A 23,723-nucleotide genomic window follows, 5' to 3' on the forward strand; every position below is an offset into this window, starting at 1 on the left:
AGCGCGTCGTCGTGATCGAGCATTTCATCCTCCCGAGATAGGATCACCAGTCGTCGATAGCGGACTAGGCCGTTCCGCCGACGACCATGCCGTCGATGCGCACCGTCGGCTGCCCCACGCACACGGGGACGTTCTGGCCGTCCTTTCCGCAGACGCCGTCGGCGAGCTCCAGATCGTTCCCGACCATCGACACGTGCCGTAGCGCCTCGTGCCCGAGGCCGATCAAGGTCGCTCCCTGGATGGGCGCGGTCACCCGGCCGTCCTCTATGAGGTAGGCTTCGGTGGCGGAGAAGTTGAACTGACCGCTGGTGATGTCGACGGTGCCGCCGCCGAACTGAGGCGCATAGATGCCGTGCCTGATGGAGCGGACGATGTCTTCCGGATCCGCCTCCCCCGCCGCGAGATAGGTGTTGGTCATGCGCGGCATGGGAAGGTGGGCGTAGCTCTGGCGCCGACCGTTGCCCGAAGGCGCCCGCCCCATCAAGTGAGCGCTCGTCCGGTCCTGCATGAGCCCCACCAGCCGCCCCCTGTCGATCAGGAGGTTGCAAGCGCTCGGCACTCCCTCGTCGTCGACGTTGAGCGATCCGCGACGTTGCGGCAGCGTGCCGTCGTCGATGACCGTGACCCCCTCGGCCGCGACCGACGACCCCATGAGGTCGGCGAACACCGAGGTCCGCTTGCGGTGCGCGTCGGCCTCGAGGCCGTGGCCGACCGCCTCGTGCAGCAGGATACCGGGAAAGCCGTTGCCGAGCACCACCGACATCACGCCCGACGGTGCGGGACGCGCATCTAGGTTCACGATCGCGATGCGGACCGCGGTGCGGACAGCCCGGTCGAGCCGATCGGGAAGAAGGTCGACGAGGTCGAGGCGTCCGCCCTCGACCCCGTTCCCCGTCGCCCGGCGCGCTCCCACCTGAGCGGTCACCGTGACGATGAGCTGCACGAGCGGGCGGACGTCGCCGCCCACGCTGCCGTCGCTGCCGGCCACGACGATGCTGGTGTGCGACACCTGAAGCTGCGCCGACACCTGGACGACGCGCGGATCGGCCTCGCGGCAGCGGCGATCGACCTCCTGGAGCAGGCGGATCTTGTCGGCCGTGCCCATGCCCTCGAGCGGATTGTCGGGCGTGTACAGCAGCGGACGGCGCGGATCGGACGGCACGCCGACGCCGCCATGCCGCGCGGCGTCGTCTCCATGCAGCAGCATGCTGCGGACCGTTCCCGTCGCCGCATCGATCGCGTCCGACATCATCGCGGCGGAATGGGCGAAGGCGGTCTGCTCCCCGCTGATCGCGCGCGCGCCGACGCCCTGCGTGATCGCGAAGCTGCCGGCGGCGACCCTGCCGTCGTCCAGGCTCCAGCTCTCGTTCTGACCCGCCTGGAAGTACAGGTCGGCGTAGCTGGCCCCGTTCCCGAGAAGCCCGTCGAGCGCGGTCTCGAGCGACCGCCGCGTCAGCCCGGATGGTGCGAGCAGCTGACGCTCGGCGATGGCCAGCGCGTCTTCCTGCGACAGGCTCTGATAGGTGGACATGGAATTCTCCGTACGTTCCGGCTCAGCGACCTGAGATGCGCATCTGCTCGATCAGCACCGAGCCTGAACGCGTCGAGCCGCTGCGGTGGACGTCTCCGCCGATGGCCACGATGCCTCGCAGCATGGTCGGCAGATCTCCCGCGATCGTGATGTCCTGGACCGGGTAGGCGACCTCGCCGCCCTCGATCCAGAAGCCCGCCGCCGCCTTGGAGTAGGTCCCGGAGACAGGGTCTACCGCGCCTCCGATCAGTTCGGTCACCCAGAGCCCGCGGCCGAGCTGCCGCTGCAGGGCTCCAAGTTCCGCCGCGCCAATGCGGCTGGTGAGATGCAGGTTGCGTGGTCCGTCGGCGCTACCGGTCGGAGCGAGGCCCAGCTTTCGCGCATAGAGACAGGGCAGGAACAGCCCCGCCACGTTCCCGCCGTCGATCACCTTCCGCGGGCGGCTCTCCACCCCCTCGCCGTCGCAGGTGCCGCTCGCCAGGCCGTATGGTTCCAGCGGGTCCTCGTCGAGATCGACGTGCGACGCCAGCGCCGCCATGCCGAGTCCACCGGAGAGGAAGGTCGTCCCCCTCGCCTGCGCACGGCCGCCGAGTGCGCCGACGATCTCGTTCACCAGGCTCGATGCGATGGTCGCATCGAACAGCACCGGGCAGCGCTGGGTCGGCAGCGTGCGGCCGCCGAGCTTGCGCACCGCCCGCTCGACCGCCGCGTCGCCGATCGCCATCGCAGACGCAAGCCGGCACGAACGCCTGTCGGTGCTCGACCAGCCGTCCTGCGTCATGGTTCCGTCGCGTTCGGCGATCGCGGTACACCACGCGTCCTGTCGAGACGTGGCGAGCGATCTCACGAAGTCCCGGCCTATCGCGATCGCCCCGGTCGCATCGGTGCTCGCCACTCCCGCCCCGCCGGATCGCACGCCGGATCCGCGCGACAGCGCCGCCTGCTCGACGGCCTGCGCCATGCGGCCGAGATCCTGCGCCGTCAGACCGGAGGGTGCGAACATCTGCGGCGACGGCGCGCCGCGCGCAAGCCATCCGTCCGCCGCCGGCGCCGCTTCCGGATCCGGTTCGACGGTGCGGGCGATCGCGATCGCCCTTTCGGCCGCCAGATCGACCGCCGCCTTCGTGAGGGCGGACGTCGTCGCGGTTCCGGTGCGACCGCCCTCGAACACCTTGATGGTGACCGACTGCGCGCCCTCGCGCACCGCCTGCTCGAGCGAGCCGGCCCGGACGCGCATGACGATGCCGGCCGTCTCGCCGGCCGACGCCACCACGTCGGATGCGCCGAGCGCCAGCGCCCGATCCGCCGCGTCGCGCGCGACCTGCGCCATCCGCTCGGCGGTATGCATCAGGTAGCCGGTATGCCCTGTCGCCATGGTCATGGCGCCACCCGCGGCGATGCCACGTCCCGATCGGTCAGGTGGATCGACGCAGGACCCGTCACGCTGCTTGCATCGCGCTCGAGGGAGCGGCGGCGGACGTGATCTGCCGCAGAAGCGCTTCGCGGCCGAGCTGGTACATTCGCACGTACGCTTCCTGCCGCCGCTCGTTGCGACGATCGAGATCCGAAGGGTTCGCGGCGGCGAATTGGCTCAGCGCCTGACCGAACGCCTGCTGATACGCGTCTGAGGGCGGCTGTCCCGGAAGGTCCGCACTGCCGTCGCCATCGGCGGCCCTCGCGACCTCGCCCGCATGCGCCAGCATGAGCTCGCGGCGCTCCGCGGACGCGGCCTCCTTCTCCTCGTCCCAGTCGAGGGCGACGTCGATCTCGGTGAAAAGCAGTTCCTTCCAGGCGAGGATCATGTCGGCGGCGGCGCCAGGGACCGCATCGAGACTCCATGCCGCGGCCGCGGCCACGCCGATCGCCGCCGCGGCGATCGGACCTTCATCTGGGATAGCGGAGAGCGCGTAGCGCACGCGCCGCCATTCGCCCCGATCGACGGCGTCCCCCGCCGCGTCGCGACGGTGCAGGGCGCCGACGGCTTCGCCATCTAGGCGTCTCGCCGGATCGCAGACCAGCCGGGCGGCGCCCGACTGAGGATCGGACCAGAGCCAATCCATCCAGCCCACGGTGATCCGCCTGGTGCCATGTCCGGGAACGAGGTTGCCCGCCAGCTGACGCCAATGGTCGGCGTCGCCGATCGCGAGGAACATGGCGAGGTTCACGAAGGCGACGTCCAGCCCATGGGTCGCCGCGAACGCGACGACGTCGTCCGAGGGCCACGAAAACGACGGCAGCACGTCGGAGCCGCCCGGCTGCTCGGCCTCAGCCACGAGGCCGAGCAGCCGGGTCTTCTGCGCATCGTTCACTTGGCAGCCTCGATCGCGGATTCGAGTGCGGCAGCGAGCTTCGAGCGGCTCATGCTGCCGGTGAAGCGCTCGACCACCTCGCCGCGGTTGAAGATCATGAAGGTGGGGACCCCCATGATGCCCTGCGCGTGGCGCGTATCGGGATTGGCGTCGATGTCGAGGAGATAGACGTCCGCCTCGCCGTCGTATTCGCGGGCCAGGTCCTCGACGGCCGGCGCCATCGCCTTGCACGGGCCGCACCAGGTCGCGGTGAAGTCCACCAGAACCGGGATGTCGGATTCGAGGACCTTCTGCGCGAAGGTCGCATCGGTCACTGCCTGAATGTTCGCCATGATGTGTTTCCTATGTCTGGGGATTGAGGGCGTCGGACGTCCGTCTCAGCGTTCGACGAGCGTCAGCAGGCCGGCACGTAGTTCGGCCGCCCGGTGCTGCATCCGACGCTGGCGTTCGTCGCTCCACGCCGAGTTGCGTGCGAAGTCGCTTTCGCTGAGACCGATCGGGTTCTCGCTCATGTAGCGCTGCTGCCTGGCGGCGAACGCGGCGTCGTCCTCGTCGGGTTCGCGACGGTTCTGCCGCGCGTGCGCGATGCCGAAGGCGGCCCAGGTCTCCTCGAAGCGCTGATGGTCGTCGACCGTCCAGCCGCTCGCCACGATCGCGTCGATCATCGCCATTCCGTTGATCCAGCTCTGCGCCACGTCCGCGATCGCGCCGGGGGTTTCGGACAGGTCCCACATCGAGGCGGCGATCGCCTCGACGACCTGCGTGGACGCATCCGAGGAGATCGCGGAGGCGAACCGGCGCCGGGCGGCGCGCCACTCGGCGGCGGCGAAACGTCCGCCATCCCTGACGTGCCGATGCATCGCCATGACCTCCTCGGCTGCGAGCACGTCCTCCTCGCGGGTCAGCCTCGCGCGCATGGAGGAGGGAGCATCAGCCCAGAGCCACAGGAGCCAGTCCAGCGCAGCGCCGGTCGCGACCTGTGGGACGGCGAGGAAGCCGGTGACGAATTCGTCGCGTCCCTCCTCCACGGCCCTCGCCAGGCCGCCTGCCAGCAGCGCGGTGGCGGCTGACATGCCGCGTCCGTCCGCCCAGTCCAGGAGCGCCGCGCTGCGCGATCCGTCGACCAGCAGATGCGCACCTGCGGCGTCGGTCCGATGGGCGGCTTCAGTCATGGTCATCCTTCAGGCCTCGATTTCGCTTTGGTAGTTGCCGACTGTCGCCCAGCCATCCGCGATGGTCAGTTGGTGGGTGTGATATGATGCGACCCGATCGGTGTGGGCGATGGTGATCAGCGTCGTGCCGGGCATCCGTCTCGTGATGGCGTCGAACATCGCCGCCTCGGTCGTCGGGTCGAGCGAGCTGGTCGCCTCGTCCAGGAACAGGAAGTCGGGCTTGCGGAGCAGAGCTCGCGCCAGCACGACGCGCTGCTGCTCGCCGGGCGAAAGCGTCTTTGCCCAGGATCGAGCCTCGCCGATCCGATCCGCCAGCCCTTCGAGCCGCGCCGCCTTCAACGCCCGCGTGTATGCGTCGTCGGAGAACTCGGCGGAGGGCTCGGGATAGCTCAGCAGTTCGGCCAGCGTCCCATTGGGAAGGTAGGGCTTCTGCGGCAGGAACATCACCGACCGGCCGGCCGGCTGCGACACGCATCCCGACCCGAAGGGCCATATTCCGGCCATGACCCGGAAGAAGGTGCTCTTCCCGGCCCCGGACATTCCTCGCACCAGCCACCTCTCGCCTTCGCCGATCGTCAGACGAGGCAGCGAGAACAGCTTCGTACCGTCGCTGGAAGAGACGATCAGGTCGGCGACCTCGAATGCTGAGCCGCTCTCCTGGATGCGTACGATGCCGGAACTCGTCAGCCGGTTCAGCGATCCGTCCATGAGCCTGATGCGTTGCGCGGCCGACCGCAGCAGCGCGAAGGTGTCGTAGCTGCTCGAGAAGGCGCCGAGCGCCTGATAGACCGCGCCGAACGCCGCGCCTGCGATCGCGAGATCGCCGACCTTCATCCTGCCGTCCAGCACCATCGGGAACAGGACGACGGTAGGCGTCACGGTCGTCAACAGCGTGAAGAGTCCCCTTAGGCCGTAGAGCGACGACACGGCTCCCGTCAGTGGCCACCAGTTGCGTTGGATCAGCGCGTAGTCGTGCCGGGCGCGGGCATCCTCGTTGGCCTGCCCGCCGCCGAGGACGATCTGCTCCGCGAACTCGCGCGCCTGACCCATGTCGTGACGGAACCCCGCTTCGAGGCGCTGCCGCACTACCTCGAGACGGGTGTAGATGCGCCCGACCAGGTGTGCGCTGATCGTCGCCGTCACCGCGATGGCGATCGCGAGCAGGTACAGGGCCTTCGGCACGACCACCGTCCCGACCATCGGGAGATCGACGGGCGTAGGGGACGCCAGCAGCCATAGCTGGCCGGAATAGAGGAAGAATGCCGTCACCGTTCCGACGATCAACGGCGCGAACTGGATCAGGTACATCGCGAAGTTGTAGACATCCTCCTGCACCCGCTGCTCCGGATGGTCGATCTGATGGTCGGGAGACGGGGAGTAGAGCCGCGAGCCGCCAAGCCATCTGCCGAGCAGGTCCACGGTCAACGCGGTCCGGATGCGGAGGCGCAGCGCATTCGCCAGCGCTTGGGACAGACCGAGATGGACGGCCGTCAGGACTATGCAGACGACAGCCACCCCAAGGGCGGCGAGCACGGCGGAGCGGTCGTGGGCGACGAGGCCGTTCGTGACCTCGGCGAGCGCCTTGATGAAGCGCACCTGCACGACCGATCCGACCATCCCGCCGCCTAGGACCAGTATCCACAGCGACGCGGCGATCCACGGGTCGCGCCGCATGTGGAACCCGAGCAGACGGAACATGTAGCCGACGTCGGCCCACACGCCCCGCCTCGCCGTCTCGGGAGGCGGCTCGCTCCTGACGACGGCGTCGGCGCCGAGGTCTGCCACGCTCGGCATGGTCAGCGACGCGACCGCGGAAGAGCCGTCGTCAGGACCAGCCGGAACTCGCGCCCGACGCCCTGATAGAGGTTGTTGGCGACCAGCGGCGTGAGGATGTTGAACCGGTCGAAGAGGTTGTTGACCGTGAGATTGAGCTTCAAAGGTCCCGTCTTGTAGCCGATGGCCGCATCGAAGCGGAGGTAGTCCTGTGGAAATGCCGGGTAGGTCGTCACGCCGGTGGTGAAGTTCGTCAGGACGAGATTGACCCCCTTCTGGTAGTTTCCGCCGGCGCCGACGTCGATCTCCCCGTCTCCGACCTTGAAGCTCTTCAGCAGCCACGCGTTGGCCTGGTACTTCGGTGCCGAGATCAGGGGTACATCGATCCTCGACGTCGCATAGGCGAAGCCGCTCTGCAGGAACAACGTGGGCGTGATCTTCCCGCTTTGATTGATCTCGAAGCCCTCGGACTTCTGGCCCGGACCGATCAGCGAGAAGGCGGGGTTCGCAGGATTGAAGAACGGCTGGTTGTTGCTCGACTTGCGGAAGTAGTCGGCGGTCAGCGACATCCGCCCATCGAACAGCTCCAGCTTGACGCCAGCCTCGTGGCCGGTGCTGATGCTGGGCGGGAAGGGCACTCCGGCCGCTACCAGAACGTTGAGCCGTGGCGGCGTGATGGCCTTCTGGTAGGTGTAGTAGATCGACGCCCAGTCCGTGGCGCTCAGCACCAGACCGCCCGTCGGCAGCAGCTTGCTGATCCTCTGCTCGCCGTTGTTGTTGATGATCGTGGGCGTGAAGATGAACTGCTGCCTGCTATCGAGGTCGAACCAGGTCTGCCTCAGGCTCAGGAGCGCATGCAGCGGACCCCAGGCGATCTGATCCTGCACGACGACGCCGTAATCCTTTCGGCTTGCGAGAAGCGTGTTGCGGCCGAAGGTCGTGCTGTCCGGCAGCGTTGCGAGCACCGGAGCCGGCTGGAGCGGAACGAACGTGTTCGTTGACCGTGCCAGCTGATCGGCGTTCTGCCATGCATAGTCGAACGCGACGATGATCTGCTGCGTCACCGGCCCGGTGGCTAGCTTGGCGTAGATGTCGGTAGAGGAGCTGAACTGCTTGTTCTTGGAGAAGCTGGCGTTGCCGGAGATCGTATCCTGCAGTTGCGGCAGACCGATGTTGTTCTTGCCCTGATACAGCAGATTCTGCAGCGTCTGCTCCGCATATTGGTATCGCAGGCGGGAACGTAGGCGGAGCGTGAAGTGGTCCGAGCTCGCTAGGTCGCGCTCCACGCTCAGGTTCTGTGCGAGAGACTTGACGCGGTAGTAGTCGTTCTCGTTTGAGAACGCCGTCACCGGCTTGACGGTGTTCGTGGCGAGGTCGTCGTAGAAGAGCTTCCCGTAGACGATCCGCGTGTCGTAGAACTGCGAGCTCGCGTCTATCTTCCAGCCGTGATCGCGATATGCGAAGATCGCGCCCGCGACATACGAGTGCGGAGACCGGCCGCCGTTGTTCTGCCGATCCGCATGCTCGGCCAGACCCACGAGTCGCCAGTAGAGACGATCCTCCTCGGAGATCGCGCCGCCGACGTCTACGGAACCGCGCGTGTACCGGTTGCTGCCGCCGCCGATGTCGAACTGCTGATCGCTGATGCCGAGCGCGCGCTTGGGATTGAAGTTGACGAGCCCACCGGCGACCGCGGTTCCGGTGAGGACCGAGGACGGCCCCTTCAGCACCTCGATGGATTCCACGTCGATCGTCGGCGCGTCGCCACCGACCGCGGAGTTGCGCAGGCCGCTCGTAAATGAGGCGCCTTGGGTCGTATCGCCACGCGAGCCGACCTGGCTGGGAGGACCGGGCGTATAGGTGACGCCCGGAAGATTGCGCAGCGCCTCGCTCACCGACGTGGTGTTCTGCGAAGCCAGCACCTCCTGCGTCACCGACACGATGGTGCCGGGCGTGTCCTTGAGCGGCGTGTCCGAGCGGGTCAGGAGGTTGGAATCCTCCTTGCGGATGGCATCGCGCACTCCGGTCACGATGATGTCCGACGAGTTGCCGCCCCTCCGCGCGATGCGGATCTGGCCGTTGCCTGCCGTTTCGACGTACCAGTCGCTGCCTGCCAGCGCCTGCCTCAGAGCCTGCGCGAGCGTCAGCTTGCCTCGGATGGCCTTGATGGGTTCGTGGAGCGACGCGTCGCCCGGCTCGGCGAACGACACGTCCGCCCCCGCCGCATGGGCGACGGCCTGGATCGCCGCCGCTCGTACCGAGGCGGGTATGTCGAACTGGTATCGCGCCACCGTCTGGGCGGACGCCTGTTCGACTCCGCCCAGAACCAGCGCGACGGCTGCATATGATGCTCCCCACCTCATTCCGCACCGCTCCTGTCCGTTTGCCCCGGCCTCCAAGCCGATGGGACGTAATCTCGGCCAAGTCCGCCGCTGTCGCCTCGACGACCTCAACGTCTCGCGAAATGGGTTCTGTTCCACCACTGCAGGTTTTTCAAGGTAATAAATTCGCCTTATGATAATTTAAGGCGAATTTCTTTTGCAGTGCGCCGAGCGCTGCCTTGGTGCCTGCTGCTAGGCCTTCCCGCCTGCCGCCCATCGTTCTATCCCCTGCGACCAGGACGGGCGACCCGGAGCTTATCGTTCGGACCGAGATTAACGCGGAGATGACGTGCACGAATTCGATCTCATCGACGTCAGGATCCTGTCGATCATCCAGACTGACGCGAACACCACCATCAAGGAGGTGGCCGAACAGGTGGGCCTCTCCATGAACGCATGCTGGAAGAGGATGAAGGTCTTCGAGGAGAAGGGTGTGATTAAGGGACGCGTCACTCTGATCGACGCTCGATCCATGGGTTTTAACCTCGTCGCCTTCGTGAATATCAAGGCGGCCGAACATTCGGAGGAGTGGAACGAGACTTTCAAGGAGGCCGTGCTAAGCATTCCTCAGGTCATCGAGTTCTACAGACTTTCCGGTAGCGTCGATTACATCATCAAGGTTCTACTCCCCAACATCGAAGGTTTCGAAACGTTCTACAAGCTTCTCACGAAGAAGGTCAGGATCTCCGAGGTTTCGACGTCCTTCGCCGTGAGCGAATTCCGCAACACCAGTGCCGTTCCGCTACCCCTTCCTCTGGAAAGCGGATGATATTCCTCGAGGATAGAGGGTTCGAGCCCATGGAACCTCCGAATGGAGCTTCGTAGGCAGCTTCTCCGGTGACGGCACACCTAAGATGCGCCAGCATTCTGGCTGCATCGCCTGATCGTCAGGGACTTCGAGGCGGCTGAGAGGCGATGATGACAGACCTGAGCCTCCGTCGGAGCAGTAACGGGTCACCGAGAGACAATCCATCGCCGTGCTTCCGCCCTTTCCCGACGCGACGGCCCCTCTTGATAGCGGCGGACGCCGGCGCAGTGCGCAGTGCGCAGCAAGGGATAGAGGAGTTCAGCCCTCGTCGGGGCGACGGGCGGGCGAGAGGCGCGCTCTGAGGAACCGCGACATCAAGATGTTGGCCTCGTCGGTTTCCGGTATCGCCATGTAGGCCCAGAAGGCGTGCGGCAGGCCGTCGAAGATCACGAGCCTCGCGTCGACGCCTCGCTCCAGGAGCTTGCGGGCGAAGATTGAGGTGGGGCTTAGCAGGATGTCACGCGTGCTCGTCACCAGCAGGGTCGGCGGAAAACGTGACACGTCGCCCTTGAGAGGCGACAGGATCGGATCGTCCACCGAAGTCGTGCCTACATAGGAGGCGACGCTCTCCCTCATCGTCTTCGCGCCACCCGGAAGCGGCATCCACGATTCGGAATCACCACTCGTGCTCAGGTCGGCGCTGCCGGAGAAGTAGCCGAGGGCGGCTGGCATCGGCCGCTTCATCATGCCGAGACGACTTAGAAGCTGCCCGCTGAGCGCCGCGCCCGCCGACGTGCCATAGACCGCGATGCCTGACGCGCCATGCGTCCTCTCCAAGTTCTGGTAGACCGCAAGCGCGTCGTCGAGAGCCGCCGGATAGGGATGCTCCGGCGCGAGCCGGTACAACACGGCGACGACCGGGATGCCGGTCATCGCGGCGATCGGTATGGTTTCGGTCAAGGATCCGGAATCGGCCTGGAAGCCGCCGCCATGCAGGTTGAGCAGTACGGGACCGTCACCGAGCGTCTTGACGCCTTTTGGAAGCAGGATGCGCACGGCCACCCCGGCGATCGAGGAATTCTCGACGCGGACTTGGTGGCGCTTGGCGAGCTCGGCGCCCATGCCCGCCTGAAGATCGGCGACGAACCGTCGCTGCGCCTCCAGGGGCGGCGTGGGATCGGGTGACGGAGCCGCGGCCATCGCCGCCGCCATCGCACGTCCTTCCGGACTGAGCGTGTTCGGAAGATCCCAGTTGGCGAGGTTCCTGCCGGCGGGGCGTCCGGTATCCGCGGTCGCCGCTCCCCTTGCCGCCGCCGCGACCATGGCTGCCATCATGGCCCTGTGCATCAGATAGCGGATCCTGGACGGCATAGCTTCAACTCCGTTCCTGCATGAAGGGCGGTTCGTCCGGCGCCGGTACGTCGCGGCTCCCAAGACGCCATCCAGGCCAGGCGAGCAAGACGGCGATCGCCGCGAGCGCGGCCATGCTGAGATAGGCGGTGGACACGCCGCGCTGCCACAGGACACCCGCGCCGGCGGTCGTGGCGGCCAGCGCCAGACCCAGCAGAACCGCATTCAGACCCTGCGCCGCCGCGCTAGAGGCGAGCGGCACGCGGCTGGCGATGACCAGCATCGTGCCCAGTATGGCTCCCGTCGCGGTCACCCCCTGCAGAAGCTGCACCACGAACAGGAGCGATGCCGAAGGGTCGCCGGCCATCACGAGCCACCGGACGATCGAAACGCAGCCGGCCAGCCAGATGAGCATGCCGGGGTCCCTGCGGCCCAGCAGCTTCGATCCGAACCAGAAGGCGACGATCTCGGCGCTGACCGCAATCGCCTGGAGCATGCCGATGACGCCCGTCGAGATGCCGCGCTCCGCCCATTGGATAGGACCGAAGCTGGTCAGCACGCCGTGGCTCGCCATCACGAGCGAAGCCGCGACGACGAGCCGCATCAACGTAAGGTCGCCTACCACCTGCCGCCAGCTTCCCGCAGCGAGCCCGGCCTCATCCGCCGCGGTCCGGTCGGACGGAAGCGCCAGGGTCACCAGAGCGGGCAGGATGAGCAGTGCGGCGACGAGCCATGGTAGCGCCGCGATCCCGGTCAGACCGAACGCCCAGCCTGCTCCGGCGCTCGACGCCACCGCCCCGATCGAACCCCAGACGCGAAGCCTGCCGAAGTCCAGTCCGTCACGCCGCACGGCCATGACCGCATAGGCGTCGGTCAGCACCGGTATCTGATCCCAAGTGGTCGAGAAGGCGACGACGATCAGGACGCGGCCGAGGTGATCCGGCTGGCGGAGCAGCAGCGTTATCAGCGCGGCGGAGCCGAGCGCGGTGAACGCGATGGCGCTGCGTACCCGACCTGTTCGGCCCGCCCAGGCAGAGAACGGCGCCACCGTCACCAGCCGCAGCATGAGGGGGATCGCCATCAGTATGCCGATCTCACCCGCGGTTGCGCCCGTGGCGGAAAGCCACAGCGGCAGGAAGCCGAAGAAGCCGAAGTGAAGGTAGACCGCGAGATAGAGGCCGGAGATCCTCGTGGATAGACCAGGTCGCGGCAGAAGGCCGCTAGCCGCCCCTGGCGGCAGGATGTCGGACGGGGAGGACGAGGGGGTCATGAGCCGCTCCTGCGGGCATCGGAGGCGGCGGTCAGCTCGTCCCTGAACTTCGGATGGGCGATCGCGATCAGCGCCCTTCGCCGCTCGACCAGCGATTTGCCTCGCAAGTCGGCAACTCCGAACTCCGTCACGACGATGTGGACGTCGTTGCGCGGCGTCGTCACGGGGCCCGAGAGACGCGGCACGATTCGGGAGAGCGTACCGCCCGCCGCTGTCGAGTGGCAGGCTATTATGGATCTGCCTCCCTCGGAGGCTCCGGCGCCGCGGACGAAATCCAGCTGCCCGCCCGCCGCGCTGAACTGACGGCCGTTCATCCCCTCCGAGTTGCAAGCGCCGTGGAGATCGACCTCGAGCGTGGCGTTGATGGACGTCATCTTCGGGTTGCGGGCGATCACGGCGAAATCGTTGACGTAGTCGACGGGATGGGCTTCGGCATCCGGATTGCCGTCGAGGAACCGATAGAACCCGCCGTCCCCCATGGCGAAGGTGAAGACTGTCCTGCCCGGACGTTCCCGCTTGCGACTGTTGTCGACGACGCCGGCCTGCATCAGCGACGCGAGGCCGGGCGTCATGAGTTCCGAATGAACGCCCAGGTGGCGATGCCCATGCAACGCCGCGCAGACCGCTTCCGGCACCGCGCCGATCCCCATCTGAAGGCAGGCGCCGTCGTCGATCAGACCGGCGACGAGCGCGGCGATCGCCTCGTCCTCCGGGCGGCGCGGCGTCGAGGGCATCTCCGGCAGAGGCTGGTCGTGTTCGACGATGGCCGTCACCGCGGAGAGCGGGATCGTACCGTGGCGACCCGTGCGCGGCATGTGGCGATTGACCTCGACGATCACGCGGGCGCATGATCCCGCCACCCCGTGCGCGTAGTCGACGTTGGTGCCGAGGCTGAAGTCGCCATTCTCGTCGGGTGGCGCGACCTGCGTGATCAGGGTGTCGACGCCCACCTCGTCGCGAAGCATGCGTGGCACGCGGCTGAACGCCACCGGGATCAGATCGACGTCCGGATCGCCCTTCTCCGCCGCGTCCCGGTCGATGGCGCGCTCCACCGCGCTGTGGAACAGGCTCATCGGCCGCAGCCGATGACGCAGTTCGCGCCGCAGCACCGTGCGACCCGCGAGCGACGTGGACAACAGATAGTAGAGGCTCGCTCCGTCGATGCCCCCCGCTTCCGCTCGCGCCGCGAGGGCATGGAGGATCGCGGGCGGCTGCGCGACGCCGAGAGCCATGCAGATGCGGGCGCCGTCGGGGATCGACGCGACCGCCCGATCCGCAGACATCAGCCGCTTCCTGTATGCGGCGGTGGCCCGGATCACCGGCCAGCCTCCGCTAGGACGGCAGCGTCGGGCGAGCGTGCGGCGCCAAGCCCCAGCAGATCGATGAAGGTGGCGGTGACGCCGTTGGTCCAGCCGAAGCCGATCTGGGGGACGTATTCGCCACCGCCTCCGCCCGTGCGACACTCCACGTCGTACTTCTCGTGGATCCAGCCGCTGCGCCTGAATTCGGCATCCACCGTGCCGACCCAGCGGGTCGCGATCGTGTCCGCGAGACGACGGTGGCCGTAGCGGCGCAGACCGGCGAACGCGATCCACTGCAACGGCGCCCAGCCGTTCGGCCAATCCCACTGCTCGCCGGTCTCCACGAGGGTGGTGCGCAGGCCGCCCTCGGCGAGAAGCCCCTCGGCCGTCGCGCGCGCGACCTGCGCCGCCTGCGTCCGGCTGGCGAGACCCGTGAACAGCGGCATGAGCGTGGCGGCCGTGAGCGGCGCACGCCGTTCGACGGCGTCGAGGTCGAAGTCGCAGAAGTGACCGTCGTCGTGCCAGAGCCAGCGATGCACCGCCGTCCGGCGACGCCGCGCCGCGCCGCCGAAGTGGGCCGCGATCCCGTCCTCGCACAGCGCCTCGGCGAGCTCCGCGATCGTCCGTTCCATGCCGTAGAGGCAGGCGTTGAGATCGACCGGTACGATCCGGGGCGTGCGGATGCTCTCCAGGCCGCGCCCCGCGGCGAACCAGCGCGACGAGAAGTCCCAACCGCTCTCCGCGCCCGCACGCAGCCCCCGGAACACGTCGGCATGATCCCTCCCGGATCGGGCGGCGGCGCTCACGTCCTCCAGATAGGACTCGTCGCGGGGCGTGGCACGATCGTCCCAGTAGCGGTTCAGGATCGCGCCATCCGGCATCCGGACGATCCGCTTCACGCCTTCGGCCGCCCCGGGATCGGCCGCTCCGTCCATCCAGAACGCATGCTCGATCAGGAGTGCGTCCAGCCGACGGCGCAACGCTCCGGGCCGCGCGTCCGGCACGAGCTTCAGCATCGCGTAGTAGAGCGGCGGCTGCGAGCGGCTGAGATAGTAGCTGCGCGTCCCGTTCGGGATGCGACCATAGGTCGTCAGGAGTTCCCCGAACGCCTCGACCGTCTCGGCTGCGATCCGTTCGAACCCGTCGCGTATCAGACCGAGGATAGTGAAGTAGCTGTCCCAGTAGTAGAGTTCGGCGAACCGACCGCCGGGAACCGGGTGGACCCCCGTCACGGGAAGCAGCGATCCGCCGGCGGCCTGAGCTCCGCCGTCATGGCATAGATCGGGCCAGACGGACCGTAGGTAGCCACGCAGATCCCTCTCGCCATGGGCGGCGTGCACCCGTGCCGCCGCCGGGAGGCGGAAGTTCTCCGCGACGAAGCGGCGCAGCGGCGCCTCGCCCGGGGGAAGCTCCGAGAACGCCTCCCGTATCTCGTGCGGCGCGCGAAGCGGCACGGCGTCTACGAACGTCTTGCCGTCTTCGAATATCCGGGCGAGCTGGACCTCGACGAGTAGCGGACCGTAGAGCTCCGCCGGCGACGCGACGTCCGGCGAGGCTCCGCGTCGCCGGCTTCCCGAAACGGAGCGGAGCGCCGGTCCGGACGCGTCTCGCACGAGGGGGGGCTCATTCGCGAGAAGGGTGGACATCGCCGACCTACCAGTGGAAGCGCAGCTGTGCGCCGTAGGTCCGCGGCTCGCCGTAGGTGTAGGTCACCGTTCCGCCACCGACGTTGTACAGATCCTGCAGTCCCGTCGCGAACGTGTTGTTCGTCGCGTTCGCCATGAACAGCGTGAAGTCCAGATTGCTGCCGGCGATGCCCTGCAGCCCCGCGCGTGCGGACAGGGTGTCGTAAGCCGGCAGATAGGCGACGCGAGCCAGATTGTTCTGCGCGGTCGAGAAGCGGCTCTGATAGGCCCAGTTCGCCGAAAGGGCGATCGTGCCGGCGCCACCGAGGTCCGTCCGGTAGGCGGCGCCCAGCGTGACCTTGTCCTTGGGCGTGTACGGGAACGCCGCCCCCGCCAGGATCGCGCCGGCCGTGGCGTCGCTGACCTCCGTGTATCTCGCGTCCGTGTGGGAATAGCTGCCGTTGAGGGCCAGGCCCCGTAACGGCTCGATGCCCGCAGTGACTTCGACGCCCTGGATCCGACCGCGCGCGGCGGTGCGCGTCACGTTGAGGATGGTGCCCCCGATCGCCTCCTGAGTCGTGCGCTGGATGTCCGTGTAGATGCCGCGATAGGCGGCGACGTTGAAGCGCGTCGGCACGCCGGCGATGCGCAGCTGGCTCTTCACGCCGATCTCGACGTCCTCCAGCTTCTCGGGTGGGAATGTTCGAAAGGGCGAACCGACGGGAACCGGACCGTTGACCCCGCCCGCCTTGAAGGCGTCGCGTGCCGTCACGTAGGCGTGGACGCCATCGGCGAAGGCGTAGTCGAGCGAGGCGTTGTAGCTCGTGTAGTCGAACTTGCCCGTACCGCTCGTCGCGGGAAGCACGAAGATCTGCGTGAAGGTCGACGTCTCGTCCCACGTGTGCCGCAGCCCACCGGTAAGGCTGAGGCCGGGCAGCAGGCCCGCCTTGCCGAGGTCGACGGTCGCCTGCCCGAAGACCGCGTGGCTGCGCGAACGATTGTCGACGATCGCGCGCACCGGACCGACGGCGGCCGTCAGCGGATACTGGATGACGTATAGCCCCTGGTCGCGACGCAGGCCCGACCGATCGTAGTAGCCGCCGACGCTGAAGTTGACCGCGTCGCGCCATAGGCGGCCTTGGAGCTGCAGCTCCTCGGTGAAGTATGTCGGCGCCTGCGTCGGCGCACCGACCGCGCTGGTCTGGCCGCTGATGGACAGCGGCGTCGCATCGTAGTCGTAGGCGTACCGATAGGTGAGCTCGGAATAGCTGGCGACGTTCTTCAGCGTCAGCGCGTCGTTCAGCGCCACCGTCGCGTGGTTGATCACCTGCCAGTAGTCGGTCCGCGCGAACTCGTCGATGTCGTACGCGACGCGACGCGGACCCAGCGCCTGCTGTTCCGCCAGCGCGCCGCCGAAACCGGGAAGAAGCAGCGCGGCGGGCGCCGCCGGCGCGCCGAGCGACGGATCGAGCTGCTGCAGCACAGTGCCCGGACCGTTGTTGTCGGAATGATGGTAGCGCGCGACGGTGTAGAGCTCGACTCCTTCGATCGGCCGCAAGGTCAGGCTGGCGCGGATGCTCTGATAGCTGAGGTTGTCGTAGTCCTTGCCACGGAAGTACGGGCCGACGTCCTTCGTGTAGCCGTCGCGGCGTCCGACCTCGCCGGCCACGCGGAGCAGGACCTTGTCGGCGACGATCGGCAGGTTGGCGGCGAATTCCGCGCGGACGTCGCGCAGGTTGCCGTATTCGAGCTGGACGTATCCCTCCTGCCGGTTCGTCGGCCGCGCCGGCTCGAACAGGATGTTGCCGCCGGTCGCGTTCTTTCCGAACAGCGTTCCCTGCGGCCCCGCGAGGACCTGCACGTTGGCGAGATCGTAGAAGGTGCCGACGCGCCCGTCGATGCCGACGAGGGCCGGAACCTCGGCGAAGTAGTTGATGACGCCCGGCACCGAGCCGAACGCCGGCCCCTGCCCCCGCAGCGCGAAGAACGCGAACTCGCCTGGGTAGCCGCCGGTGATGCTGATCAGGGACGGGGTGAAGTTGGCGAGCTCGGTACGGTTGACGATCCGCGCATCGGCCAGCTTCTCGGGCGTGAAGGCGGTGACGGAGAGCGGCACGTCCTGCAGCCGCTCCTGACGACGCCGCGCCGTCACGACGACGTCGCCCAGGCTGGTGGAGGACGCGGCGTCGGCCTCCTCTGGAATCGCGTCGCCGGCTTCCGAAGCGGACGCCCTGCCGTCCGCCGGCGTGAGCGGAGGCAGCGGAGGCTGCGGCGACTGCTGCGCGATGGTAGGCGTCGCCAGCAGGACCGCCGCGACGCCCGCGGTGCAACGTAAAGCCGGTCTCATCTGCATCCTCCCCTGACCACCGCGTTCTCCGCGGCCTACTGATCCTGCAATCTTGCAGAATGGTATCGATGTCAATAAGCGTCGTATCAAGCTTCCTTTGGCTTTTGCTACGAGCCACGGACGTGATGTGATCGATAGCAGAGGCAGGAAGCATGGTTCCCCCACCCGAATTCGCCGCCTGGGTCAGTCCTGCGGCCGGATTGCAGTTCGACGAGGTGATTCGACGGCCGGCGGAACCGCCGAGGAGCTTGGAGGATCGCCGGCGCCACTACGATTCCATCAACGCTCTGCGGCTGGAGGAGGCGCTGGGCGCCTATCCTGCGTCCGTGGTCCGGCGCTTGATCGGCGGGGTGCCGGTGCACGACGTCCGACCGACGGGTGCAGACCGATCCGGCACGCTGATCTGCCTGCACGGCGGCGCGTTCCTGTGGGGCGCTGGAGCCGGCGCCGCGCTTGAGGCGGTACCGGTTGCCGCGGCGACGGGCATGCGGGTGGTCGCGGTCGACTACCGCCTAGCCCCCGAGCATCCGTTTCCCGCCGCGGTCGACGACGCGCTCGCGGTCCATGCCGCGCTGCTTGCCGAGACGGAGGGGCCGATCGGCGTCTACGGCTGCTCGGCGGGAGCGTATCTGACCGCGCAGCTGGTCGCCCGCCTTATCGCGGAGGGGCGGCCGTCGCCGCAGGCTGTCGCGATGCTGCATGGCTCGGGGCTCGAGGTCGGCGGCGATTCGCTTGCCTTGGCGGGGCAGTTGAACGGCCATGCCGGCGCGGCCGACATCCATCGAATGCACGACCTTCCCTATTTCGCGGGGAGCGATCCGGCCGATCCCCTCGTCTTCCCGGGCGACCATCCGGCGATGCTAGCGGCATTCCCGCCGACGCTGCTCATAACCGGCACGCGCGACTTCGCCGCCAGCAGCGCTTCGGTCATGCACAGACGGCTCCTATCAGCCGGCGTGGACGCGCGTTTCGTGATGTTCGACGGTCTATGGCACGCGCACCACGTCGATACGACCCTACCCGAGTCGCAGGAGGTCTATGGTCTCATGGCGGCACACTTCGACGATCATATGCGCCGCGACTAGACGACGCAGGCGGTGCTCTCGCGGACGATCAGTTCCACCGGCAGGAGGTCCGGCGACGCGAAGTCGTCCGGGCGCTCTATGAGGGCGAGCACCGCCTCGCCGAGCATTCTGCCGGCCTGCGACCAGTCCTGACGGATCGACGTGAGGCGTGGTCGGTTGTTGGCGGCTACGGCTATGTCGTCGAAGCCCGTCACCGCGACATCCTCTGGTACGCGGCGCCCCGCCTCGAGCAGGGCGTCGGCGGCGCCTGCCGCGATGAAGTCGCTGGCGGCAATTATGCCGTCGAAGGCGAGACCGTCGGACAGCAGCCGCCGCACGGCCGCGGCGCCCTCCAGTCGAGAGAAGTCGCAGGGCACGACGGCGGCGATCATGGCGGGGGTCGTCGCGACGACGTCGCGTACGCCTTCCAGCCGCGCGGCGACTTCGGGATGGTCCCCGTCCCCCAGGAAGATCAGCCGTCTACGCCCGGTGTCGACCAGATGCCGCGCGCTGAGCCTTCCGCCGGACCTGTTGTCGCTGCCGATCACGACCATGCCGCTGTTCGGCAGACGCTCGCCCCATGCGACCATGGGCAGACCCTGGGCGGCGACTATCCGCGCGCGCTCGCCCCCGACGCCCTGGCCCACCATGACGATGCCGTCCGCGTCGACGACCTGCCCGTCCAGGAAGTGGTCGCTCGACGTCACGAGCATCGCCTGCCCCGCGGGAGTCAGCGTCTCGAGAAGGCCGCCGATGATCGCGAGGATCAGCGGATCCGAGATCGGCCGATCGCCCGCCACCAGGCGCTCGATCACCAGCGCTATCGTCCGGCTCCGTCGGGTCCGAAGGGCCCGCGCCGCGACGTTCATGCGATAGCCCGCCTCGCGCGCCACCTCGACGATGCGCTCGCGCAGTTCGGGACGGACGAGTTCGCTGCCGCTCAGGGCGCGCGATACGGTGATCTTGGACACGCCCGCCAGATCCGCGATGGTCGCCATGGTCGGCCGCTGGGTCGCACTCGGCTTGGGAGGGAATCTCGCGCTCACGCCGTTCGGAAGTAGCGTGCGACGCGGCCGCCGAGCAGGCGGAACGATGCCGCGACTTCCGGTCGGGTCGCAGGCAGGAACATGAAGCCGTGCGGCAGGTCGGGCAGCCGCTGGACGCCGACGTCGTTGCCCGCCCGGGCGAGCGCCAGCGCGTAGGACTCGCCGTCGTCGCGCAGGGGGTCGTTCTCGACCGTCAAGATCATGGCGGGGGCGAGGTTCGCCAGGTCGCCGGCGCGAAGCGGAGATAGCCGCGGATCGTCGAGCGGGGTGTGGCCGGCATACGCTCCGATGCACTCCTCCAGGAACGACCTGCTCATGCCCGGCACGGTATCGATGGACGGCTGCTCGAGGCGGAGGTCCGTCGGCGGATGCACGAGGAGTTGGAACAACGGCTGTTCCCCGCGCTCGTCCCGCAGGACGAGCGTCAGCGCCGCCGCGAGATTGGCCCCCGCGCTTTCACCGCCGATAGCCGCGCGTCGCGGATCGCAGCCGAGCGCATCGGCCTCCGACCGCACCCAGCGCCAAGCCGTCATCACGTCTTCGAGGGCGGCCGGAAACGGATGCTCCGGCGCGAGGCGATAGTCGACCGCCACGATGACGCAGCCCGCCGCCGCGCACATCTGACGGCAGCACGCGTCATGCGTTTCGAGGTCGCCGAGAACCCAGCCGCCGCCATGCAGGAACATCAGGATCGGCGGGCGGACCCCCGCCTTGCCTATTGGCCGGTAGAGCCGCAACGGCACGCCGCCTGCTCGATGGTCCTCGGCGTTCACATCGGGCGCCGGGAGCGCGCTGCCCTCGGCAGCCATGGCCTCGCGGAGCGCAGGCAGATCGCGCAATGTTGGTTCGGATCCGACCACGTCTCAAGTCCTCATGTCTGTTGACATCGATACCACAGAGACGGTGAATGGCGAGCGGATTGTTGCGGTAGCGCCGAAAACGGTCGGGCCGGCGGCTGATCGGACGGACCTTCGGCATGGCGTCCAGCCTGTCGCCATTCGCTCTCGTCGGGACCGGGACGCGAGAAAGCTGCCTCATGTGGCTCAGCTGGCCGTATCGAAGGCCTGACGTGCGGCTTCGATGTCGGCCTGACTGCGATCGGCCCAGCGGACCAAAACGTCGAGAGGTTCGAGGATCGTCTGGCCGAGGGGCGTCAGCCGATACTCGACGCTGGGCGGCTTCGTGGGGAACACCGTGCGCGCGACCAGCCCGTCGCGTTCCAGGTCGCGGAACGTCTGGGTCAGCATGCGCTTCGAGATATCCGGGACCGTCCGCTGAACGGCGCTGAAGCGGTGTGGGCCAGCCGCTAGCGTACCGAGGATCAACGTCGACCACTTGTCCCCGATCCGGTCGAGCACGTCGCGCACCGGACAATCGACGGCGGACACCCCGTGCCGAAGCCGATCGCCAAGATCAGCCGCCGGGCGGACGGCGGGTAACTTCCGCCTCACCCTGACCCAAATTTCTGCCTCCTTCACGCCTCGGATGTCTCACATAGTCACCCTGTGCCCACAGCCAACCAGACCTACAGCGCACCGAGGCTGCACTGCTTCACCCGGTCGCTCGAGGACTTCCACGTCCTCAACGACACCGCGAAGATGGACAAACGCCGCCGGGCCCGCTTGCTGCGATCAGGCTCGACCGTGGAACGGCGCCTGCCAGAGAGGCCCTAGGCGCCTGCCCCGATGCATGCTCAGTGGATCCCGGTGGACCTAGAGACGAGGCCGTTCACCGGGTCGGCGGACGATCGGACGGCGCTGGAGACGGCAGCGGCAATCATAGCCGTCAACGCCGCCTCGGCGCGCTGCCGCATCGCATCGTCCGTGGAGGAGAGTTCGCGACGCAGCCATGCCGGCGTCCGCTTCAGAACGTCTCCGACGAGGACCACCAGTTCGTTTTCGACCATTTCTGCCGATGCGGCGAATCTGCGGACTTCGCAAGACGCTGTATTCGACGGAACACTCGCACCGATCGCCGGTCCCGCATTGACGTGAAACAGACATCTTCCATACGACGCGCCTTCAGAAGCGGGGAGCGGTGATGGAAGCGGTGGTTCTATGCTGGGTCGTCAGCGGCGTCATCGCCGGCGTGATTGGCGGCCGCCGGGGGCTCAGCACCCCCGGAATGCTTCTTTGCGGTCTTCTTCTCGGACCTCTTGGGATCGTCATGGCCGTGATCCTGCAACCAAGCAAAGAAGCCCGCGACCAGGCGCTCCTACGGTCGGGGGGCGTTCGTTGTCCCGAATGTCGCGAGGCGATTCGCGGCGATGCACAAAGATGCCCGAACTGCCGGAGCGTCCTGCAGGCTGAAGCGATGGATGTGGCGAGGTCGGAAGCCCGCGACCACATCGAGGCGAACCAAGAGGCAGACCGCCGCCGTGTGGCGACGACCATCAAGGTTGTCGCCTCTGCTCTCGCAGTATGCGTGGCTTGGGCGGTGCTCGCAATGGTCGTCACACGCCCATAGGCAGGTCGCGAACGCGAAGCGGTCAAGGCCCAGCATCCTCAAGCCAGGATCGAGGGCCTGTCCTAGCTGAGCTTCGCGTAGGAGCTAGCGAACGCCGGCTCGTGCGAGTTCGCGTGACATCCGCCCGCTCAGCCAGCAGCCGTACATGACGAAGTCGGCGGCGAGGCTCCAGAGCGGATACCGGAAGGTCGCAGGGCGGTTCCTCTCCACGAGCAGATGAGCCGCCCACGCGAACAGATACCCGCCGAGCGGCATGAGCAGCAGGAGCCGCCACCGTCCGGTCGTCAGGCCTGCGATCAGGCAGGCCAAGACCAGCGTGGTCCCCGCATAGTGCAGCGCGCGAGTGACAGGCCTACTATGCTCGCGCAGGTAGTAGGGCCAGAAGTCCGCGAAGGTTGCGATGCGCATCGTCGTCGATCCGTCCGATCCAGATGGAGGGCCGCCGATCATGCCGAAGCGGCGCAACGCCCGCAATCGGCATCCGGCAAGTCGGCATCCTCAGGTGCCTCATGTGGGAGCTCGCCTGGGGCTCCGCGCGTGTAGGTCTTCTTCGGCTTGGCATCGTTTGCTCGGCGGCGCATAGACCTGCGGCCGTCACGGTGCGGTTGATCTGCCCGTCGTGAGTAACGACGTGGCGAAGAGCTCTGCGGCGGACGCTGGCGCCGCCGTTTCCGCTAGCCGGCTTCCCACCACGCCGAGGCAGCCGGCATTTCGATCCCGTCGATATCCGCGAGCCGAATGGGGTCTACTCCATGCATGCGAAACCCGCGAGGTTCGCTATGCAGGAGCCTCAATCCGTTCACGAACGCCGGGTGCTGCGCGAGCCCGGTCCTGCAGGCTCATCCTGGTCGGCATGGTGACCGCGGTTGTCATGCGGCGGAAGCCGAGAACCCGGATGGTCGAACCCTTGCGATGCCGGCCGGACCGCGCATCCTGACGGTCGACGGCGGTTGGCGACGGGCTGCGGAAATGACCATCAGCTGAAGACGCTCCTCGCAGAGTTCGGGAATGGTTTCGGATCCGAACTTTGAGGAAGCGCTCGTGCGCCCCCGGAAGCGTAGGGTCAGCGGCAGTCCGGAACGAGCGCGTCATGCCGGAGGCCTCGGACACGGATATGGCGGCCTACGAGTTCGGATCCATGACCCTTGCCGCGTTCGGCGGATACCACGAACAGACCGTGAAGGACCATCGCCGCATCCGGCATGCCCATGATGCACCCGAAAGCGTAGTAGCGCCACGCGGCCTGCGTGCGAGGTTATGACCGGAGACGATGGAGGCGGCGGGGTCGACGCGGCGGCTGGAACCCCGCCACCCCTCGGTAGGCGACACGACCATGCGGC

General features: G+C 67.6%; 19 protein-coding genes. 2 read left to right on the forward strand and 17 right to left on the reverse strand.

Features of this window, described 5'->3' with window-relative positions; all coding sequences use genetic code 11:
- Positions 1-64 precede the first annotated feature (64 nt).
- Genes tldD through BW41_RS16395 form a run of 7 tightly spaced genes read right to left on the reverse strand, consistent with a single transcriptional unit; the run spans position 65 to position 9,148 of the window.
- Positions 65-1,531, reverse strand: coding sequence for a metalloprotease TldD (gene tldD, locus BW41_RS16365; RefSeq protein ID WP_037535644.1), 1,467 nt, complete (start codon positions 1,529-1,531; stop codon positions 65-67).
- Positions 1,532-1,553: 22 nt separating this feature from the next.
- Positions 1,554-2,912, reverse strand: a complete 1,359-nt coding sequence (locus BW41_RS16370) for a TldD/PmbA family protein (RefSeq protein ID WP_081793156.1) — start codon at positions 2,910-2,912, stop codon at positions 1,554-1,556.
- 58 nt (positions 2,913-2,970) lie between these two features.
- Entirely contained in the window at positions 2,971-3,840 is an 870-nt protein-coding gene (locus tag BW41_RS16375) for a hypothetical protein (protein WP_037535646.1), read from the reverse strand.
- Positions 3,837-4,172 (reverse strand): thioredoxin, encoded by a 336-nt coding sequence (gene trxA, locus BW41_RS16380; RefSeq protein ID WP_037535647.1) that lies wholly within the window; start codon positions 4,170-4,172, stop codon positions 3,837-3,839. The genes BW41_RS16375 and trxA overlap by 4 nt, the downstream gene beginning before the upstream one ends.
- A gap of 45 nt (positions 4,173-4,217) precedes the next feature.
- The gene (locus tag BW41_RS16385; protein ID WP_152542368.1) at positions 4,218-5,018 is read right to left on the reverse strand and encodes a hypothetical protein; all 801 of its coding nucleotides are present in this window, start codon (positions 5,016-5,018) and stop codon (positions 4,218-4,220) included.
- A 3-nt stretch (positions 5,019-5,021) separates the two neighbouring features.
- A complete protein-coding gene (locus tag BW41_RS16390; RefSeq protein ID WP_161773144.1) occupies positions 5,022-6,797 on the reverse strand; it encodes an ABC transporter ATP-binding protein/permease in 1,776 nt (591 codons plus the stop codon).
- Positions 6,798-6,808: 11 nt separating this feature from the next.
- Positions 6,809-9,148: a TonB-dependent receptor gene (locus BW41_RS16395; RefSeq protein WP_081793157.1), complete on the reverse strand. Its 2,340-nt coding sequence runs from the start codon at positions 9,146-9,148 to the stop codon at positions 6,809-6,811.
- Between the two features lie 307 nt (positions 9,149-9,455).
- Between BW41_RS16395 and BW41_RS16400 the strand changes: the two genes are divergently transcribed.
- A complete protein-coding gene (locus BW41_RS16400; RefSeq protein WP_037535653.1) occupies positions 9,456-9,935 on the forward strand; it encodes an Lrp/AsnC family transcriptional regulator in 480 nt (159 codons plus the stop codon).
- A gap of 297 nt (positions 9,936-10,232) precedes the next feature.
- Here BW41_RS16400 and BW41_RS16405 read toward each other — a convergent pair whose 3' ends face one another.
- The 5 genes from BW41_RS16405 to BW41_RS16425 are packed head-to-tail and all read right to left on the reverse strand — an operon-like array spanning position 10,233 to position 17,807.
- Positions 10,233-11,285 carry an alpha/beta hydrolase gene (locus BW41_RS16405; protein ID WP_161773145.1) on the reverse strand — a complete coding sequence of 351 codons (1,053 nt, stop codon included), beginning with the start codon at positions 11,283-11,285 and terminating at the stop codon, positions 10,233-10,235.
- Between the two features lie 4 nt (positions 11,286-11,289).
- Entirely contained in the window at positions 11,290-12,534 is a 1,245-nt protein-coding gene (locus BW41_RS16410) for an MFS transporter (protein WP_081793159.1), read from the reverse strand.
- Positions 12,531-13,817, reverse strand: a complete 1,287-nt coding sequence (locus BW41_RS16415; RefSeq protein WP_051583603.1) for an acetyl-CoA hydrolase/transferase family protein — start codon at positions 13,815-13,817, stop codon at positions 12,531-12,533. The genes BW41_RS16410 and BW41_RS16415 overlap by 4 nt, the downstream gene beginning before the upstream one ends.
- 32 nt (positions 13,818-13,849) lie before the next feature.
- Complete coding sequence (locus BW41_RS16420; protein WP_081793160.1) at positions 13,850-15,481, reverse strand: trehalase family glycosidase; 1,632 nt, start codon at positions 15,479-15,481, stop codon at positions 13,850-13,852.
- A gap of 7 nt (positions 15,482-15,488) precedes the next feature.
- Complete coding sequence (locus BW41_RS16425) at positions 15,489-17,807, reverse strand: TonB-dependent receptor (RefSeq protein ID WP_161773146.1); 2,319 nt, start codon at positions 17,805-17,807, stop codon at positions 15,489-15,491.
- Between the two features lie 152 nt (positions 17,808-17,959).
- Here BW41_RS16425 and BW41_RS16430 point away from each other — a divergent pair, with 152 nt between their 5' ends.
- Positions 17,960-18,892 carry an alpha/beta hydrolase fold domain-containing protein gene (locus BW41_RS16430; RefSeq protein ID WP_081793161.1) on the forward strand — a complete coding sequence of 311 codons (933 nt, stop codon included), beginning with the start codon at positions 17,960-17,962 and terminating at the stop codon, positions 18,890-18,892.
- Here BW41_RS16430 and BW41_RS16435 read toward each other — a convergent pair.
- From BW41_RS16435 to BW41_RS16455, 5 genes are all read right to left on the reverse strand, one after another.
- Complete coding sequence (locus BW41_RS16435; RefSeq protein ID WP_037535661.1) at positions 18,889-19,869, reverse strand: substrate-binding domain-containing protein; 981 nt, start codon at positions 19,867-19,869, stop codon at positions 18,889-18,891. The genes BW41_RS16430 and BW41_RS16435 overlap by 4 nt on opposite strands.
- Before the next feature lie 44 nt (positions 19,870-19,913).
- Positions 19,914-20,777, reverse strand: a complete 864-nt coding sequence (locus tag BW41_RS16440) for an alpha/beta hydrolase (RefSeq protein WP_152542370.1) — start codon at positions 20,775-20,777, stop codon at positions 19,914-19,916.
- A gap of 183 nt (positions 20,778-20,960) precedes the next feature.
- The gene (locus tag BW41_RS16445) at positions 20,961-21,284 is read right to left on the reverse strand and encodes a winged helix-turn-helix transcriptional regulator (RefSeq protein WP_235199808.1); all 324 of its coding nucleotides are present in this window, start codon (positions 21,282-21,284) and stop codon (positions 20,961-20,963) included.
- Positions 21,285-21,610: 326 nt separating this feature from the next.
- The gene (locus tag BW41_RS21650) at positions 21,611-21,823 is read right to left on the reverse strand and encodes a hypothetical protein (protein WP_037535663.1); all 213 of its coding nucleotides are present in this window, start codon (positions 21,821-21,823) and stop codon (positions 21,611-21,613) included.
- A 644-nt stretch (positions 21,824-22,467) separates the two neighbouring features.
- Positions 22,468-22,791 carry a DUF962 domain-containing protein gene (locus tag BW41_RS16455; RefSeq protein ID WP_037535666.1) on the reverse strand — a complete coding sequence of 108 codons (324 nt, stop codon included), beginning with the start codon at positions 22,789-22,791 and terminating at the stop codon, positions 22,468-22,470.
- Positions 22,792-23,723 lie beyond the last annotated feature (932 nt).

The organism is Sphingomonas sp. RIT328 (genome assembly GCF_000632225.1).
Classification (GTDB): Bacteria; Pseudomonadota; Alphaproteobacteria; order Sphingomonadales; family Sphingomonadaceae; genus Sphingomonas; species Sphingomonas kyungheensis.

Coding starts and splice junctions, on each gene's coding strand:
- tldD (WP_037535644.1), bottom strand. CDS start 1,531: ATGTCCACCTATCAGAGCCTGTCGCAGGAAGACGCGCTGGCCATCGCC.
- BW41_RS16370 (WP_081793156.1), bottom strand. CDS start 2,912: ATGACCATGGCGACAGGGCATACCGGCTACCTGATGCATACCGCCGAG.
- trxA (WP_037535647.1), bottom strand. CDS start 4,172: ATGGCGAACATTCAGGCAGTGACCGATGCGACCTTCGCGCAGAAGGTC.
- BW41_RS16385 (WP_152542368.1), bottom strand. CDS start 5,018: ATGACCATGACTGAAGCCGCCCATCGGACCGACGCCGCAGGTGCGCAT.
- BW41_RS16395 (WP_081793157.1), bottom strand. CDS start 9,148: ATGAGGTGGGGAGCATCATATGCAGCCGTCGCGCTGGTTCTGGGCGGA.
- BW41_RS16405 (WP_161773145.1), bottom strand. CDS start 11,285: ATGCCGTCCAGGATCCGCTATCTGATGCACAGGGCCATGATGGCAGCC.
- BW41_RS16410 (WP_081793159.1), bottom strand. CDS start 12,534: ATGACCCCCTCGTCCTCCCCGTCCGACATCCTGCCGCCAGGGGCGGCT.
- BW41_RS16415 (WP_051583603.1), bottom strand. CDS start 13,817: ATGTCTGCGGATCGGGCGGTCGCGTCGATCCCCGACGGCGCCCGCATC.
- BW41_RS16420 (WP_081793160.1), bottom strand. CDS start 15,481: ATGTCCACCCTTCTCGCGAATGAGCCCCCCCTCGTGCGAGACGCGTCC.
- BW41_RS16425 (WP_161773146.1), bottom strand. CDS start 17,807: ATGAGACCGGCTTTACGTTGCACCGCGGGCGTCGCGGCGGTCCTGCTG.
- BW41_RS16430 (WP_081793161.1), top strand. CDS start 17,960: ATGGTTCCCCCACCCGAATTCGCCGCCTGGGTCAGTCCTGCGGCCGGA.
- BW41_RS16435 (WP_037535661.1), bottom strand. CDS start 19,869: ATGGCGACCATCGCGGATCTGGCGGGCGTGTCCAAGATCACCGTATCG.
- BW41_RS21650 (WP_037535663.1), bottom strand. CDS start 21,823: ATGGTCGAAAACGAACTGGTGGTCCTCGTCGGAGACGTTCTGAAGCGG.
- BW41_RS16455 (WP_037535666.1), bottom strand. CDS start 22,791: ATGCGCATCGCAACCTTCGCGGACTTCTGGCCCTACTACCTGCGCGAG.